Origin of the sequence: Myxococcus xanthus (assembly GCF_013116825.1) — a bacterium.
Classification (GTDB): domain Bacteria; phylum Myxococcota; class Myxococcia; order Myxococcales; family Myxococcaceae; genus Myxococcus; species Myxococcus xanthus_B.
Genome location: NZ_JABFNS010000003.1, coordinates 77277 through 92360, shown reverse-complemented (window position 1 = coordinate 92360; position 15084 = coordinate 77277). Strand labels below are relative to the sequence as shown.

16 protein-coding genes are annotated in these 15084 nt (G+C 69.7%); 9 read left to right on the top strand and 7 right to left on the bottom strand.

Going from position 1 to position 15084, the window contains the following annotated elements:
- Positions 1 to 20: 20 nt before the first annotated feature.
- The 5 genes from HNV26_RS01850 to HNV26_RS01830 form a co-directional block, all read right to left on the bottom strand.
- A complete protein-coding gene (locus HNV26_RS01850; RefSeq protein WP_171441656.1) occupies positions 21 to 1472 on the bottom strand; it encodes an NAD(P)/FAD-dependent oxidoreductase in 1452 nt (483 codons plus the stop codon).
- A gap of 115 nt (positions 1473 to 1587) precedes the next feature.
- Positions 1588 to 1740, bottom strand: a complete 153-nt coding sequence (locus HNV26_RS01845; RefSeq protein WP_163884630.1) for a hypothetical protein — start codon at positions 1738 to 1740, stop codon at positions 1588 to 1590.
- Positions 1737 to 3194 carry an aKG-HExxH-type peptide beta-hydroxylase gene (locus tag HNV26_RS01840; RefSeq protein WP_171441657.1) on the bottom strand — a complete coding sequence of 486 codons (1458 nt, stop codon included), beginning with the start codon at positions 3192 to 3194 and terminating at the stop codon, positions 1737 to 1739. The genes HNV26_RS01845 and HNV26_RS01840 overlap by 4 nt, the downstream gene beginning before the upstream one ends.
- The gene (locus HNV26_RS01835; RefSeq protein WP_366816722.1) at positions 3191 to 4678 is read right to left on the bottom strand and encodes an aKG-HExxH-type peptide beta-hydroxylase; all 1488 of its coding nucleotides are present in this window, start codon (positions 4676 to 4678) and stop codon (positions 3191 to 3193) included. Before HNV26_RS01835 ends, HNV26_RS01840 begins: the two co-directional genes overlap by 4 nt.
- A gap of 310 nt (positions 4679 to 4988) precedes the next feature.
- Positions 4989 to 5486 (bottom strand): GNAT family N-acetyltransferase, encoded by a 498-nt coding sequence (locus HNV26_RS01830; RefSeq protein WP_171441658.1) that lies wholly within the window; start codon positions 5484 to 5486, stop codon positions 4989 to 4991.
- Positions 5487 to 5516: 30 nt separating this feature from the next.
- Here HNV26_RS01830 and HNV26_RS01825 point away from each other — a divergent pair, with 30 nt between their 5' ends.
- The 4 genes from HNV26_RS01825 to HNV26_RS01810 all read left to right on the top strand — a co-directional run bounded on the left by HNV26_RS01825 (position 5517) and on the right by HNV26_RS01810 (position 8466).
- Entirely contained in the window at positions 5517 to 5789 is a 273-nt protein-coding gene (locus tag HNV26_RS01825) for a ricin-type beta-trefoil lectin domain protein (protein WP_216611723.1), read from the top strand.
- 63 nt (positions 5790 to 5852) lie between these two features.
- A complete protein-coding gene (locus tag HNV26_RS01820) occupies positions 5853 to 6872 on the top strand; it encodes a metallophosphoesterase (RefSeq protein ID WP_171441659.1) in 1020 nt (339 codons plus the stop codon).
- Positions 6873 to 6999: 127 nt separating this feature from the next.
- The gene (locus HNV26_RS01815; protein ID WP_171441660.1) at positions 7000 to 7542 is read left to right on the top strand and encodes a hypothetical protein; all 543 of its coding nucleotides are present in this window, start codon (positions 7000 to 7002) and stop codon (positions 7540 to 7542) included.
- A 282-nt stretch (positions 7543 to 7824) separates the two neighbouring features.
- The gene (locus tag HNV26_RS01810) at positions 7825 to 8466 is read left to right on the top strand and encodes a glutathione S-transferase family protein (RefSeq protein WP_253816093.1); all 642 of its coding nucleotides are present in this window, start codon (positions 7825 to 7827) and stop codon (positions 8464 to 8466) included.
- Positions 8467 to 8524: 58 nt separating this feature from the next.
- On the opposite strand, the gene HNV26_RS01805 is transcribed toward HNV26_RS01810, so the two are convergent.
- A complete protein-coding gene (locus HNV26_RS01805) occupies positions 8525 to 8713 on the bottom strand; it encodes a hypothetical protein (protein ID WP_171441661.1) in 189 nt (62 codons plus the stop codon).
- Positions 8714 to 8773: 60 nt separating this feature from the next.
- Here HNV26_RS01805 and HNV26_RS01800 point away from each other — a divergent pair, with 60 nt between their 5' ends.
- From HNV26_RS01800 to HNV26_RS01790, 3 genes are all read left to right on the top strand, one after another.
- Positions 8774 to 9151 (top strand): hypothetical protein, encoded by a 378-nt coding sequence (locus HNV26_RS01800; protein ID WP_171441662.1) that lies wholly within the window; start codon positions 8774 to 8776, stop codon positions 9149 to 9151.
- 138 nt (positions 9152 to 9289) lie between these two features.
- Positions 9290 to 10036: a transporter substrate-binding domain-containing protein gene (locus HNV26_RS01795; protein WP_171441663.1), complete on the top strand. Its 747-nt coding sequence runs from the start codon at positions 9290 to 9292 to the stop codon at positions 10034 to 10036.
- Positions 10033 to 11019, top strand: coding sequence for a cation diffusion facilitator family transporter (locus HNV26_RS01790; protein ID WP_171441664.1), 987 nt, complete (start codon positions 10033 to 10035; stop codon positions 11017 to 11019). The genes HNV26_RS01795 and HNV26_RS01790 overlap by 4 nt, the downstream gene beginning before the upstream one ends.
- Positions 11020 to 11172: 153 nt before the next feature.
- Here HNV26_RS01790 and HNV26_RS01785 read toward each other — a convergent pair whose 3' ends face one another.
- Complete coding sequence (locus HNV26_RS01785; RefSeq protein WP_171441665.1) at positions 11173 to 13920, bottom strand: M16 family metallopeptidase; 2748 nt, start codon at positions 13918 to 13920, stop codon at positions 11173 to 11175.
- A 272-nt stretch (positions 13921 to 14192) separates the two neighbouring features.
- On the opposite strand from HNV26_RS01785, the gene HNV26_RS38855 reads away from it, so the two are divergent.
- Both HNV26_RS38855 and HNV26_RS01775 read left to right on the top strand, forming a co-directional pair.
- A complete protein-coding gene (locus HNV26_RS38855) occupies positions 14193 to 14321 on the top strand; it encodes a hypothetical protein (RefSeq protein ID WP_301338467.1) in 129 nt (42 codons plus the stop codon).
- A 343-nt stretch (positions 14322 to 14664) separates the two neighbouring features.
- A complete protein-coding gene (locus tag HNV26_RS01775; RefSeq protein ID WP_171441666.1) occupies positions 14665 to 15057 on the top strand; it encodes a LysM peptidoglycan-binding domain-containing protein in 393 nt (130 codons plus the stop codon).
- Positions 15058 to 15084: the final 27 nt, after the last annotated feature.

The window sequence follows — 15084 nt, the reverse complement described above, 5'->3', positions numbered from 1 at the left end:
GTCCCGGGCCTGGGCCCGCTTCACGCCCAGGCCTTGCGGACCTCCGCGTAGTAGTTGCGGAAGAACGGCACCATGGCCGCGCGATTGCTGTCGACGATGGCCAGGAGCTCCGGGGGCATGACGAACTCCTCCTCCCCCAGCGCGTCGTAGAGCGAGTCCAGCATCTGCTGGTAGAAGCGCGGGAAGGCGCGGTGCCAGCCCACCTTGGGCAGCCGGATGCCGTGCTCCCACCCCATGGCCAGGTAGTGCTTGAGCGCCTCCGCGCGCGCCTCCTTCAGCGTGTAGAGGGAGATGGGCTTGCGCTCCGGCAGGAAGTCCTCGGCCACCAGGCCGCTCTGCCCGCACATCCGCCGCGCCATGTGCTGCCCCAGCAGCGGGGAGAGGAACAGCCCGTCGCGGTACGTGCCCGTGAGCAGCCACAGCCCGTCAACGGACGTCGGTCCGATGAGCGGGCACGTGTCCACGGTGACGGGCCGGTTTCCCGCCTGCCAGGCGACGAGCTGCGCGGCGCAGAGGTCCTGGTCAATCTGCTCCAGGACGCACTCCAGCAGGAAGTACATGTCGGCCGGCGTGGTGCGCAGCATCGGCCGCGCCATCAAGATGTTCGTCGCGCCGAAGTAGAGCTGGTCCCCTCCGCGGGGCATGCCATGAAGGCCACACGCGAAGGCCCGGTTCGGCGTGCGCACCACGTGCTGGAGCGACGGCCGGGGCACCTGGAGCAGCAGCGACGTCCCGCCGCCGCTGAAGATGCGGGGGATGCGCCGCGCCAGCTCCGGTAGCTCGTCGAGCACCGCCTGCGTCCCGACGCCCATGGCGAGCACCACCTGCGCGGCGCTGAGCGCGCGGCCATCCTCCAACCGCACGCCCGCCACGCGGCCCCCCTGGACGTCCAGCGCCTTGACCGCCCCGTCCACGACGGACACCTGCGGCGACTGCTCCAGCGACAGGGAGAGCGCCCGCAGCAGGCGGCTCGCGTCCACCGAGCCCTCGCGGGGAAGGAACAGCGCCTGCTTGGGCCGGCAGTCCTCCGCGGGGTTCAGGCCCGGCACCTGGTTGGGGTCCAGCAGCTCGTGCGGCTCGTCCTCGTCCTTCACCGCCTGCTGGATTGCGATGAAGTTCTCGTCCTCAATCGTCCCGGACTTGGCGTTGCTGAAGACAATGGTGCCCGCGCGGACCTGGACGTGTGCGTCCGCGGGCAGCTCGCCGTTGAGCTGCTCCAGCCACGAGGGCCAGAGGCGCGCGGCGAGCACGCCCTTGGCATGCTTCGCGCGGCCCGGCGCGGTCCGCAGCAGGGGCGCCGTCACCTCACCGTAGCACCCCAGCATCGCCCCGGCGGCGGGGGACGCTCCCGCGGGACGGCTGACGGGACCGACCACGGCGATGCGCAGACGGGGGTCCACCCGCGTCAAGGCGCGCGCGGTCGCCAGGCCCAACGCGCCGTTGCCCGCCACCACGATGTCATAGGTGTCCATTCGCTCGCTGTCCTCGGTGGCATGGAGACATGGAATAGCGCCCGCCGCATCCGGCTCGAAGCGAGCGCGAACACGGCGGGCGGAACGTCAGGGCTTCAGGCTGACCCGACGGGGGTCAGTCCTCCTTCTTGGACGTGTCGTTGACGACGTAGGGCGGCCACCACTGGCGCTCCGCGCTCGACCCACACGTCACGCTCGGCTCCTGGAGCAGGTCCTTCTCGGCCACCAGGTTCTTCACGGTCTCCAGCCACTGCGATCCGTTGTTCATGCCACGTCTCCTTGCTGCCGTGTTGGCTCTACGAGGGTACTGCGTACTAGTGAGTCGAGCCCCGAACGCAACTGTCGGCGCGCCTCGTCCGGGGCCACTCTCGCGCCGACAACCTCGAGGTAGGCCCGCTCCATGTCGGAGTACGTCCGGCCGTCGCTGAGTTCGAAAATCAGCCACGCATTCAAGTCGAGCCAGTGGATGCGCGGCGCGGCCGGTGAGAACACCATCAAGCACTCGCCCTGCTTCGACGGGCGGACCCGCAGCCCGTTCACCTTGCGGTACGCGGCCCGCGCCTGCTCACGGGCTCGGGGGCCGGCGTCCTTGAGGAAGAGCTCGCGGTCCACGGGCGCCAGGGACTCGCTCAGCCACCGGACGAAGTCGCGCCCCTGCGGGGTGAGCAGGTGGGCCCACTCCGTCAGCAACATCTCTCCCAGGTAGCGGGCGCGGTCCACCGAGCGGCCGTAGCGCGAGGCGCTGTCGTTGTTCACCACCGACATCGCATGCGGGCGAGACACGTACGCCGAGGGGTCCCCGAACCGCTCCGTCAGGGTGCGGTCCGCCGTGAGCGCGGCCGCCTTGAAGAGCGAGAGGTGCACGTAGACGTGGTAGGCGAACACCGTGCGGACGATGGACCAGCGGATGTCACGCCAGGGGACCTGAATGGTCTCCTCCGGACGGGCCGCGAGCGCCACCGAGCGCGTCGCGTCGAAGAGCTTCATGTGAAGCCCTTCGTGCAGCAGGCATCCGGCGACGTCCCAGGGGTTCCCGAGCTCCTCCAACGACAGGAAGATGGTGGAGGGCGTCAGGTCGCCCCCCGCGGCGGACAGGACGGTGCCCCCTTCGAGCCGGGCGCTGAGCAGCGCGATGGCCTCGATGTGGGTCAGCGCGCTCGCGCCCGAGTCAGGCAGCAGCAGGGAGAGCAGCTCGATGGAGTCGTTGATCTTCCGCTGCGCGGTGGCGTCCGGGCTCAAGAGCGTTCCGCCGCTCTTGGACTTCGCGCCGAAGACGCCGTCGAACGCGGCATGCAGCGCCCGGGAGTACGGGTCCGCGGGCCGGGCCACGTCCCACAGCCACTTCGGCACCTCCGAGCCCACCCGAAAGCGCGAGGGCATGCGCGACTCGCACAGGCCCAGCGGCAGCGCCTCCAGCGCACCCGGCAGCATCTCCTCCAGCGGGTGCGGCGACGCCAGGTGGCCCGCCTCCAGGCCGGAGAAGGCCTGCTCCAGCGTCAGGCGCACGAGCGGGTCGAAGAAGACGCGGCGCGCGTCGGCGTCACTGAGCGCCTCCACCGTGGACGCGGCGCGCGCCAGGGACGGGAGCCGCTCCGCGAACAACTCCACGCCAAAGCGGTAGCGGGTCAGCACCTTCGCCAGGATTCGTGGCGAGTCCCCGAACACAGGGTGCTTCGACAGCGCACGGTCAGCCGTCTGAACGACGCCCAGGACGCTCGTCACGGTGCACCTCCCTCGGCGACCTGCTCAATCATCCCGCTCGACTCCAGGCCCCTGAGCGTGGGCGCCAGCTGGGCCCAGGCGCGCTCGGCCCCGAGCCCCAGCGACGACGTGTACGAGGTGAGAACCTCTTCCTCCGTCTTGCCGTCACACAGCTCGAAGGCGAGCCACGCCGACAGGTTCAGGGTGACGATCTTCTGCGACGTGGGGTCCAGCGCGAACAGCACCTCCGACGCCGGAGAGCGGCGCAACGAGAGGTTCCGCCCCTGCCGGTAACGCACCGAGGACGGCGCCCGGCTGGAGCTGACCGGCGACGGCGTGGAGGCCGCGGCGCGCGGAGCGGTGCCGCCTGTGGTGACTCCGTCCACCAGGGGACGAACCGTGTCCCAGAGCCACGCGACGAGCTCGCGCCCGTAGGGCGTCACCCGGGGCGACAGTGGGCCCGAGAGCTGCGAGTGCAGGTACGCCAGCCGCTCCTCGGCCCGGGAGTAGGGCTTGACGTCATTCTTCACCACCGACATCGCGTGGGCCGGAGCGTCGTAGTCACGAGGCGCGCCGAACTCCGCGTAGCAGTCCGGCCCCAGGTGCTTCACCGCCTCGCGGAACACCTGCATGTGCGCGTACGCGTGGTAGGCGAAGACGCTGTTGGACAGGGCCGTCCGCCGTCCCCAGGGCAGCTCCACCGGGTCGTCATCCGTCACGATGGCGCCCGTGCGAATCAGGTCGGAGAGCTTGAGGTGAATCGCCTCATGCAGGATGTGGCCCGCCGTGTCCCACGGGTTCTCCAGCTCGTCCGGGTCGATGAAAATCATGCACGGCGTGCCGTCGCCCCCGGAGCCGGTGAGCATCCGGCCACGCGCCCCCCGGATGTTCGCCACGGCGATGCAGTGCAGGTGCAGGAAGACGCTCTGCGCCATCTGCGGCACCAGTCGCCTGAGCAGCTCACAAGCCCGCTCCAGGCCTTCCACCATGCGCGGCGTCGGACGGATGATTTCGACGCTGCTCTGGGCACCTGGCATGAACCCGGTGCGGATGCTGTCGCGCAGCAGGTCCCCGACCCGCGACGGCGTGTCCGCGAGGTCCCAGACCCAGGTGCGGCCCGAAGGGCCCACCGTGAAGTCACGCCCCATCGCCTTGCGCGCGACGGACATCCCACGGCCCTCCTCCAGCGAATCAAGGGCCTCGCCGAGCACCGCCGGGAAGGTGTCACGCACCGCCCCGACCGGCCCCGTCGTCTCCAGCTTGCTGATGGCCGTCTCCAGCGCGGCGCGCACGAGCAGGTCACCGAACAAGACATTCACGGACGCGGTGTCCAGCGCCTCGACGCGCTCCATCAGCGCCCGCAGCCGCGCGTCCTGGCGCGACAACACATCCAGGGCGAACTTGTAGCGTTCGATGACACGCAACACGATTTTCGATGAATTTCCAAACGGCTCCTGATGCTGGAACCGATGGTCGAGCTGCCGGATGACCTCAATCTGTTGCACGCTGCTCTCTCCTCGGACGACAGATTCATCAAAAAATCCGCATCCCGGCATAAACAGCATTTCGCAATTTCAAGGTACCAACCCTTGAAGCCTGTCACAAGCGCCTGACAAAGAAACAGCGTCCTGCACTCGCTATTTCCCGCGACAACCAGACAGCTATCTCTGGAAAGAAACTGTCTCAGTGAAGTAGCGAAGACGCTGTGCGTTGGCTCACCCGGAGCACCGCGCCCAGCCCCAAAGACAGCCAGCAGCGCATCGACCGCAGGAAGCAACGGGAATCAGGCATGGAGCGGTTGTCATGCCCACGGCCTCATCCTTCCTTCGCTTTCGCGCCCTCTTCTCGATTTCGGACATAAACGTCCGGGTCATGGCGCTCCATGAAGGACGCGGGCGCCCCCAATGGCTGAAAGCCGTAACGCGCATAGAGCGAATGGGCATCTCGCGTGGCGAGCAAGAACCGCCGAAGCCCTTGCAGGTCGGGATGCTCGAGCAGCGCCTCCATCATCCACTGGCCGAGGCCCCGCCCCTGGTACCGCTCCAGGACGAAGACATCACAAAGATAGGCGAAGCTCGCGCGGTCGGTGACGACGCGGGCGTAGCCCACCTGCTCACCAGAGGAATAGAGCCCGAAGACGAGCGAGTTCCGGGCGGCCCGCTCGACAGTCTCCCGGGGAATGCCCGCGGACCAGTATGAGCGGGACAGGTAGCCATGGACGACGTCCAGGTCGATGCGCGCGGGGTCGTCGGAGGCGACGAACCCGTCATCGCGGTGGACTTCGTAGGGAGTGGCCTCAGTGTGGGTGCGCATGGGCGTGACGCCATCCTACGTGCACCCGGCGTGTCGCCCGCTGTGCTGCATCCAGGGAGCAGCACAGTTCGGCGCGCGCGTCAGGGACAGGCCACCACGATTTCGTCCACCTGGGTCAGCGTGCTCGCCAACACGTGCGTGGACATCGTGAACCACAACACGTCCAGCGGCGCCCGGCGCATCATCTACGAGCGCACGGGCGCCCCGAACCAGAAGTGGGACTACCGCTGCCCCCTCCGTCACCTGACCGAGCGCCCCGGGTGCCTGGAGACGATTCAGGCACCGAGGGCCGCGCGGGCGTGACACCCTGAGGACCTCCAGCGCGCCTGGGCCGGCCAGCCCAGGCGCGCCGTCTCACCAGAGGACATGCCCATGCTCCCCTCTTTGCTTCGCACGCGCTCCCTGCTCGTGCTCGTCCCGCTGCTCCTGGCGGCGGCCCCCGCCCCCCATGCCCCGACGCAGCCTCGGCTGGAGGACGCGGTCCCCGACACCTTCACCGGCGTGGAGCGCGTGGTGGCGGTGGGGGACGTGCACGGTGACGTGGACGCCCTGAAGGAAGTCCTGCGGCTCGCCGGCCTCATCGACGCGAAGGACCGGTGGATTGGCGGAAAGACGCACCTGGTCCAGACGGGCGACGTGCCGGACCGGGGCGACCAGACGCGCGCGGCGTTCGACCTGCTCATGCGGCTGGAGCAGGAAGCGCTCGCCGCGGGCGGACGGGTCCACGCCCTGCTCGGCAACCATGAAGCCATGAACATGCTGGGCGACCTGCGCTACGTGAACCCCGGGGAGATGGCGTCGTTCGCCGACCAGAGCCCCGAGCAGGACAGCGCCGGCTCCCCCCGCGGCCTCAACGGGCACCGCGTCGCGTACAGCCTCCAGGGCCGCTACGGCCAGTGGCTGCGCAAGCACGCCGCCGTGGTGCGCATCAACGACACCCTCTTCGTGCACGGCGGCGTCGCGCCCGGCGTTCCCGGCGGAAACCTGGCCGAGCTCAACCGCTGGGTGCGTCAGGACTTCTTCCCCGACCATCCGCCCGGCGGCGCGCGGGACGCACAGGGCCCCTTGTGGTTCCGAGGCTACGCACTGGGCGAGCCGCAGGACGCCGAACCCGCGCTGGACGCGGTGCTGAAGCGTTATGGCGCCAGGCGCATGGTCATGGGGCACACCACGAACCGCGACGGCAAGGTGAAGGTGCGGTTCAACGGCAAGGCGCTGCTCATCGACACCGGGCTGAGCACCGGGTACGGGCGGAACCTCGCGGCCCTGGAGCTTCGCGGCGGCAAGGTCAACGCCCTGTACCGCGAAGGCCCCGTCACGTTGGGTTCCGAGGAGCCCTCCGCCGCGCCGGCTCGTCCCGCGGGGCCGAAGCCTCGGAAGAAATGAGCAGGCGCGTCCCGTCCATCCCGCGACTGCGAACGGACGGTGACGCAACGTGCAGTGCCTTGCACATGCAAGACGCACCATCCCTTCGCGCGGAGACAGGGCCCGGTGGTTGCATCCGGGCGGCCGCATGCGCCTTCCCCTCCCGCTCCTGGCGGCGTCCGTGCTCTTCGCCCTGCCCGCGAGGGCGGACCTCACGCTGTTCCCCGAAAGAGAGACCTGGCTGTCCGTGGGCCCCTTGTACAGCGCGGCATTCGGGGCGGACGAGCCCGGCACGGGCGTAGGCGGGGAGTTGACGCTCAATGGGTTCAAGGGCGTGGGCGCCCTGGGCCTCTTCGCGCAGGCACAAAAGATGGACCGCGGCAGCGCGCGGCTCTGCGCCGGGCTCCAGGGCACCCTGTTCTTCGGGGGGATGGAGCTGGGCGTCATGCATGAAACGGCGAGCCGGACGCGCGTGGCGACCACGGGCCTGCACGTCGCGCCCTACCTGGCCTTCGTGTTCGGCAGCCTGGGCGTGCGCTTCGGGATTCCGCTGGCCGGGGACCGGGACATCGGCCCCGGCGGCGTGGAGCGGACGCGACATGCCCGCGAGGTGGGGCTGGTGTTGACGCTCAAGCTCCCCATCGCGCTGAGCTCGCACTCCGTCTGGGGTCCCATCTTCCCCTGGAACTAGCACTCAACCCAGTGGCAGCGGCATCACGGACCCTCACGGTCGATGTTCCCTTCGAAGGAGATGTGGAGTTGGGTGACATCCACACGCGTCCGGGGTCTTCCATCCTGGGTTCACTGCTGGACGCCACGCCTCACGAACCTGTCGAGAGCGAAAACCCGTCGCCATAGGTCCGTGACGGCACAGCCACCTCTATTTCCACCGGGAGCAGTTGACGATTCCGGCCTCCGGGGAAATCGTCCCCGCGTTGGTTCCCGACTGGCAGCCACTGCCCTCTTCTGGGGAATGACGGAACAGTTCATGAATGACTACGAGTTGATTGGCTCACCGGGGTGTGGCTCGGCCATCGTGGAGATGGCGCTGCGCATCGCCGGCATCCCGCACCGCCTGACGGAGCTGCCCTACCTGGAGCCAGGCCCCGGGCGCGACCGGCTGATGAAGCTCAATCCCCTGGGGCAGGTGCCCACCCTGATTCTCCCCGATGGCGCGGTGATGACAGAGAGCGCGGCCATCATCCTGCACCTGCACGACGTCTCGCCCCAGAGCGGTCTGGTACCGGAGCCCACGGCGCCCGAGCGCGTGCGCTTCCTCAACCTCCTGCTTCGCCTCGTGGGCGCGGTGTACCCGACGTTCACGTACGCGGACGACCCGCCCAAGTGGACCCTTCCCGGTCCCGCCGCGGACCGGCTGCGCGACACCGTCATGGAACGCCGCGCCAACCTCTGGCGCGAAATCGAGGCCCAAACAGGCAAACCCCACGTGCTCGGCGAGCGCTTCAGCGCGCTGGACCTCTACGTCACCGTGATGACGCACTGGCGCCCAAACAAGCACTGGTTCACCCAGAACTGCCCCACCCTGGCAGCTGCGGCCACCCAAGCGGAGAAGAACCCGCACGTCGCCGCGGTGCTGGAGCGCCACTTCAGTTAGAGCCGTGAGGGTGCCGACCTCGCCCACCCGCAGGTCAGCCCTCCCGGCGGCCCTGGGTTCAGCCTTCTGCCCGACCCGGGGTGTGGTCCGGGTCCGGGTAGGGGTGAACCCGGTGGGGGGCGTCCTCGTCGTCGCCCTCCGCGCTCCCCGGCGTGTGGCCCGGCTCTTCCTCCATGTAGCGGCCCTGTCGCTCCTCCACCTCGTCTGGCGGCTCGGACAGCGGGCGCGGCGCTTCCAAATCTGACATGGCGATGTCCTCCTCTTGGAGAACATAGGCAGTCGTCAGTCATGCGATGGTCGCGCCCATATGACGCTCCACCGATTCCTTGGCACTGCCCGGGGGCTGCTGCGGAATGCCGTCGGCATTCCCCTGACGCTGTGCATGGCGCTCCGCCCCGGGAAGAAGGAGGCGGAACGCGCGCAACGCAACGCCGAGACGCTCATCGCGGCATGCCGCGCCTACCAGGCCCGGCACGGACAGCTCCCCGACACCCTGGAGCAGCTCGTGCCGGAGTTCCTCCCCCAGCTGCCACCCGCCAGGTTCAGCGGCCCTCACTTCGGCTTCACCTACGACGTGAGCGGCCCGGCGGACGCACGCCGTCACGTGCTGGGATGGACGGACAGGATTCCCTTCGGGCGCCCCTTCTTCGTCTTCGAGGAGGAGCGCTGGGGCTACCTCGATTGAGCGCGCCCCGGGCCCGCGAGCAGGCAGGCGGTCCCCGCTTCGCCGTGGCCGCAAGGAGCGCTCGGGGCGCGTAGCGCCTCATCCGCCGCGTGCCTACCGTTCCCGGTGCGATTCACGGACCGAAGGGAGGCTCGGGCGGTGCGCGGTGCAAGGCGTGTCGGAGTGTTGCTGTTCGGCTGGCTGGCCCTGCTCCTGGGGGCCTGTGGCCTTCCCCGGGATACCCACGGGACGCAGGAGCGCATCGTTCGAGACGGCGTGCTTCGCGCGGGGCTCGTGCGCCATGAGCCCTGGACGGGCCTCCAGGACGGCAAGCCCACGGGGCCCGAAGCCGAGGCGGTGGCGAAGCTCGCCGAACAACTGGGGGCGCGCGTGTCCTGGACGGTGGCACCGGAAGCCGAGCTGATGCACGCCCTGGAGGAGCGAGCGGTGGACGTGGTCGTCGGAGGAATCACCGCGAAGTCCCCCTGGGTGAAGCAGCTGGGCGCGGGACAGCCCTACCTCACCACCCGGATGCATGTGGGCGCGCCGCCGGGGCAGACCGTTCCGGAGTCCCTGGAAGGTGCTTCCGTCTCCGTGGCGCCGGGCAGTGGCGCCGGGCCGCGGCTTCAGGCCTGGGGTGCCCGGGTTCGCGAGGTGGAGCGGCTGCATGAAGCCCCGGGCCTCCGAGCAGCCTGGGACTGGCAGCTCGATGGATGGGGCTACGCCGCGGGCGAAGACGTGCTTCGCGAGGAGCAGCGAATCTGGGTAGTGCCCGCGGGCGAAAACCGCTGGCTGCTCACCGTGGACCGCTTCGTCGTCGACCACGCGGAGCCCATCCGGCGGCGCCTCCTCGCCTCCGCAAGAGCCGGCGAGACACCCACGGCCCCCGACGAGGACCGGCGATGAGCTGGCGCCAACGACGGCGACGCGCCGGACATGCGCGCGGCCCGGTGGACCCGGAAGACTTGCCTGACGACAAGCGCCGTCTCCTCAAGCGCGCGCAGCGGCTGGAGGCCTGGTCACTGGCGTACCTGGCGTCGGCCATCGTCGTCATCTACCTCACGCTGGGCGCGTCCCAGGCCATGAAGGCGGCGTGGCTGGAGGACCTGCTCAGCCTCATCCCGCCCATCTCCTTCCTGGTGGGCAGCAAGGTGGCGCACCGGAAGCCCTCCGCCGAATACCCCTATGGCTACCACCGCGCCGTCACCGTGGCGTACCTGGTGGGCTCGGTGGCGCTGCTCTTCATGGGGACGTGGCTGTTCGTGGAGTCCGCACTCAAGCTGGTGCGCGCCGAATACCCTTCCATCGGTACCACGCAGCTGTTCGGCCACACCCTGTGGATGGGCTGGCTGATGCTGGCGGCCCTGCTGTGGTCGGCGATTCCGTCCGTGTTGCTGGGACGGGCGAAGCTGCCACTGGCGGAGTCGCTCCACGACAAGGTGCTTCACGCCGACGCGCTGATGAACAAGGCGGACTGGCTCACCGCCGTCGCCGCCATGTTGGGCGTGCTCGGCATCGGCATGGGCTGGTGGTGGGCGGACGCGGTGGCCGCGGGGGTCATCGCGCTGGACATCGCCTGGGACGGACAGCGGCACCTGCGCACCGCGCTGGGTGACTTGATGGACCGCACGCCGCGCACGCTCGACTCGAAGCACGCCGAGCCGCTGCCGCGCCGCATTCACGAGGCCCTGTGCGGCCTGGACTGGGTAGAGGCCGCGCAGGTGCGCGTGAGAGAGGACGGACACGTCTTCTGCGCGGACGTTCGCCTGGTGCCGAAGGAGCGGGGACCGGAGCTCGTCACCCGGCTGGGCAACGCCGCCGCGGACCTCAAGCGCCTGGACTGGCGCCTGCGCGACGTGTTGCTGGTCCCTGTGGACCGGCTCGGCTGACCCCGCCCCCACGGACACACCGTCAGCGCGCTCCGACGCCCGCGTCGCCCCCTGGCTGGTCCCCGGCGGCCTCAAGATAAGCAGCCAGGGACACGGAGGTGGACGACAGCCCCCGCCAGGCGGGACGGCCAGCAGGCGGGGGGCCGTGGCGGGCTACGGCTGGGACATGGCCTGGATGACGGGCCGCGCCTTGCCCTCATCCGCGGTGATGGAGACGACGAGCCGCTGGGAGCAACCCTCGAACTCCTTCCGAAGCGACTCGGCCGTCACCGTCTGGAGCAGCGCGGGCCGGCGCGTCACCGTGTCCGGCTCGAAGCCCCGGACGCGCGCGGTCAGCAGCGCGTTCACCCAGGCCTCCGAGCTGATGAAGGAGACGGCCTGGGACGCCAGCATCCCCCTGCGAGCCCGCTCCAGCGCGTGCTCGGGCACGTCCTTCGCGAAGGACGAGAGAAGCCCCCTCACGGTGCTGACGCCTTCACCCATGCGCTGCGCATCCACCGCGCCCTCCACCACCAGGTGGGCCGCGCCGCCGCGCCCCAGCCAGGGCCGCGCGGAGAAGCCGTACGTCGCCCCCCGGCGCGAGCGCATCTCCCCCGAGGCATGATTGTGAATCAGTTCCGCCATCAACGCGTAGCGAGCCTCTGCTTCGGGCGTGGCCGTGGGCAGCCGGCAGGCCAGCTGCACCTGTGCCTGGCTCGCGCCAGGACGCGGCGAGAGCAGGACCGTCGCCGAAGACGCCGCCGGCAGCTCAGGCGCGGCCGGCGTGGCGACGGGCGCCGCCTTCCCCCGGCTCCAACCGCCGAGGTACTTGCGCGCCAGCCCCTCCACTTCCTTCACGTCGAACTCACCGGCGATGACGACCACCGTATTGGCCGGGCGATACACGTCCTTCAGCCACGCCTCGGCTTCCGTCCAGGACACCTGGGACAGGTCCGCGCTGGTGGCCTCGCGCGCAAAGGGATGCGTGCCATACAGCGCCTTCTGGAGGTGACGCTCGGCCAGGAGCTCCGGATTCGAGTCCACCGCCTGGCGCCAGGGCAGCACCTGCTCGCGGTAGAAGCGCACCACGTCCTCGGAGGTCCGCGTGGAGTCGAGCTGCTCAGCCAGCATCGCCAGCATGTTGCCGACGTTACCGGCCGTGCCGGAGATGCCGACGCGCAGGTGGTCGCGCTGGAACGACGAGGTCGAATGCAGACCCCAGTCACTGGGGCGGCCCTCGAACCAGGCCTCCCGGAAGGAGCCCCAGTTGGCCAGGTCCGCCACCCCCGACTTCGCGCCGTGGGACGAACCACCGCCCAGCGCCGCGCCGATGCGGACCACCGGGAGGCCCGGACGCGGAGCGAGCAGCACCTCCATGCCATTGTCCAGCTTGAGCACCTGCACGGGCGAATCGAGCGCCGCCGTCATGGACGGCGTCACCTGCTCGGCGGGCGTGGTCCAGGGCTCCTCGTCCGCGGACAGCGTGGCGGCCGCCGTCGCCGCGCCCGGCACCTCACCGGGACGGACGACAATCATTCGCACCCGGTCCCGCTGCAGCCACTGGTAGGAGAAGTCCGTCACCTTGCCGCCGCCGAGCCCCATCAGCGCCACCTGCGAGCGGGTGTAGGAGCGCACGTCCTGCGTGAAGTGGGTGAGCAACGCCCGGCGCTCGGTGCGGGACATGAGGTCCTCTGACTCCAGCACCATGCCCGTCACCACCTGCCGGCGCGTCGCCTGGAAGTCGAACTCGCGGCCTAGCACGGAGCCGGGCTGAATCTCCTGGACCCACGCGTTCTGCACCTGGTCCAACACCTTCCCCGCCGAACGCGTCGGGTCGTCGCCCCGGCTGAGCCGCACCCGCACCACCAGCAGCGAGGCGCGCGTCCCCGGAATCAGGTTGGTGGAGATGTCCGCGATGTCGCCGTCGTTGCGCACCGCGCCCCAGAGGTTCTGACCGAAGGTGGCGCGCACGAAGTCCTGGACCGCGCTGGCCTCGTCGAAGCCGCGCGGCAGCACCCAGGACAGATACACCTCCGGCGTGGGCACGGCGGCAGTGAAGACAGGCACCGACTTCTGGGCGGGCGTGGTGGCCGGGGCCGCGGGCTGCGCGGACAGGCGCGCCTCCAGCGCCAGGGGTGCTCCCGTGCCCACCCAGGCCTCGGGCAGGTTGGTGCGGAGCGTGGCCTCCACGGCCGCCAGGTCCACGTCACCGGCGATGACCAGCGTGACGTTGTCGGGGCGGTAGTGCGCCCGGGCGAAGCGCTGCGCGTCCGACAGGCTGAGCGCGGACAGCGACTCATGCGTCCCGGCGAGAGGACGCGCGTAGGGGTGTCCGCCGGGGAAGGCCGCGGCGTTCAACCAGCTGAAGACCTGTCCCACGTAGCCCGTCTCGTTGCGCTGGCGGAGCTCGTTGCGGACCACCTCGCGCTCCACCGCGAACACCTCCGGGCTCACACCCGCGAGCGGCGCGGCCAGGCGCTGGCCCTCCAGCTTCAAGAGGGCGGGCAGGGCCTCCTTGGGGCCCAGCGTCTCGTAGGACGTGTAATCCAAACTGGTGGAGGCGTTGTAGAAGCCCGCGCCCGACGCCTCCAGGCGCCGCCACACCGACGGCCCCCCCGCGTGGCGGGAACGGAACGCCAGGTGCTCCACGACGTGCGCCAGGCCCTCCTTGCCACTCGGGTCACTGGAGCCTCCCGCGCCCACCACCGCGACCACCGCCACCACGGGAGAGCGGGCATCCTGCTCCACCACCACGCGGAGCCCCGAGGGGAAGCGGAAGTCCCGCAGCGGGAAGGCCACGTCACGCATGACGATCTGCCCACGCTGGGGCAGCGTGGCGCACGCGCTCAGCAGCAGCGTCAGGGCGACGACGGCGGCGCGGGGCCGCCAGATGGAAGGGAGGGAGACACGCGGGCGAAACATCCAAGCTCCAAGGACGAACCCGGGAGCGGCGCGCTGGGGCACGCCCCACCGCCTCCCCCGAGCGGAAGTGAATCTCGACAGTGACGAGGCGAAGACCGTGCACGAACCGCGCTGGCCCCGGACTCAAGGCCAGACGGAGGGAATGCTCATACCATCCGACGGAAGACAGGCCAAGGGCCGGGACTTCCTGGCGCGATTGCCACCTCCAGGCACCTCCACAATCGTGGCAATCCACAACGCAACAGGACCGTCTCCGCGACGGGGGAGGCATCATGCGAGCAACGTGGATGAGTGTGGCACTGGCCGCGGTCTTCATGGGGACGGGCTGTGGCGACCTGGACCCGGGACTGAGCGGCCCCGCCGGCACGGACGAGGCGCACGGAGCGAAGTCCAGGCGCTGACCACCTGTGAAGACTGCCATGCCACCTACACCGTCTGCATTCGTCAGGCCCTTGGGGACCCCGAGGAGACGCAGGTCTGCATCGACCAGCGGCACGAGTGCGCGCTGCAGTACTGTCCGTGACCGCGCGCCGAACGCATGGCGCTGACGCGCGGGGCGGGAGGAGCGCCGCTCCCTCCGCCCGCCGTCTATCCGAGACAGGCGCGGGACAGGCTCTGTTGACCGTTCGCCATCCGCGCGCCCAGAGACATCGAGTCGCGACGGGCACATCGGGTCAGGCGGCTACATTGCGCCCCGCCCAGCACCACGCCCGTTCCGGCGTGCGCAGGCGAAAGGGAGCAACCATGGCCTTGCAGAGTGATTACCAGGACGTGCTCGACGTGGCGAAGAACGTGGGCGCCAAGGTCGAGTCGCGCGAGGAGAACGGCAAGCTCATCATCAAGGGGACGGTGGACTACGCCTGGGACCGGGACCGGATGTGGGACCAGATCAAGGCCAGACATCCGAACTGGCAGAACGAGGTCATGGTCATGCTCACCGTCACGCACGAGACGCCGTATGGCCTGTACACCGTCAAGCCGGGTGACACGCTGAGCAAGCTGGCCAAGGACATCTACGGGGACATGAAGCTGTACCCAAAGATTTTCGAGGCCAACAAGGACCAGCTCAAGGACCCGGACAAAATCAAGGTCGGGCAGGTGCTGAAGCTGCCGCCCAAGTCCATCGCCAACGCGTGACATCGAGCGAGGCCAGGGGGCACCGAG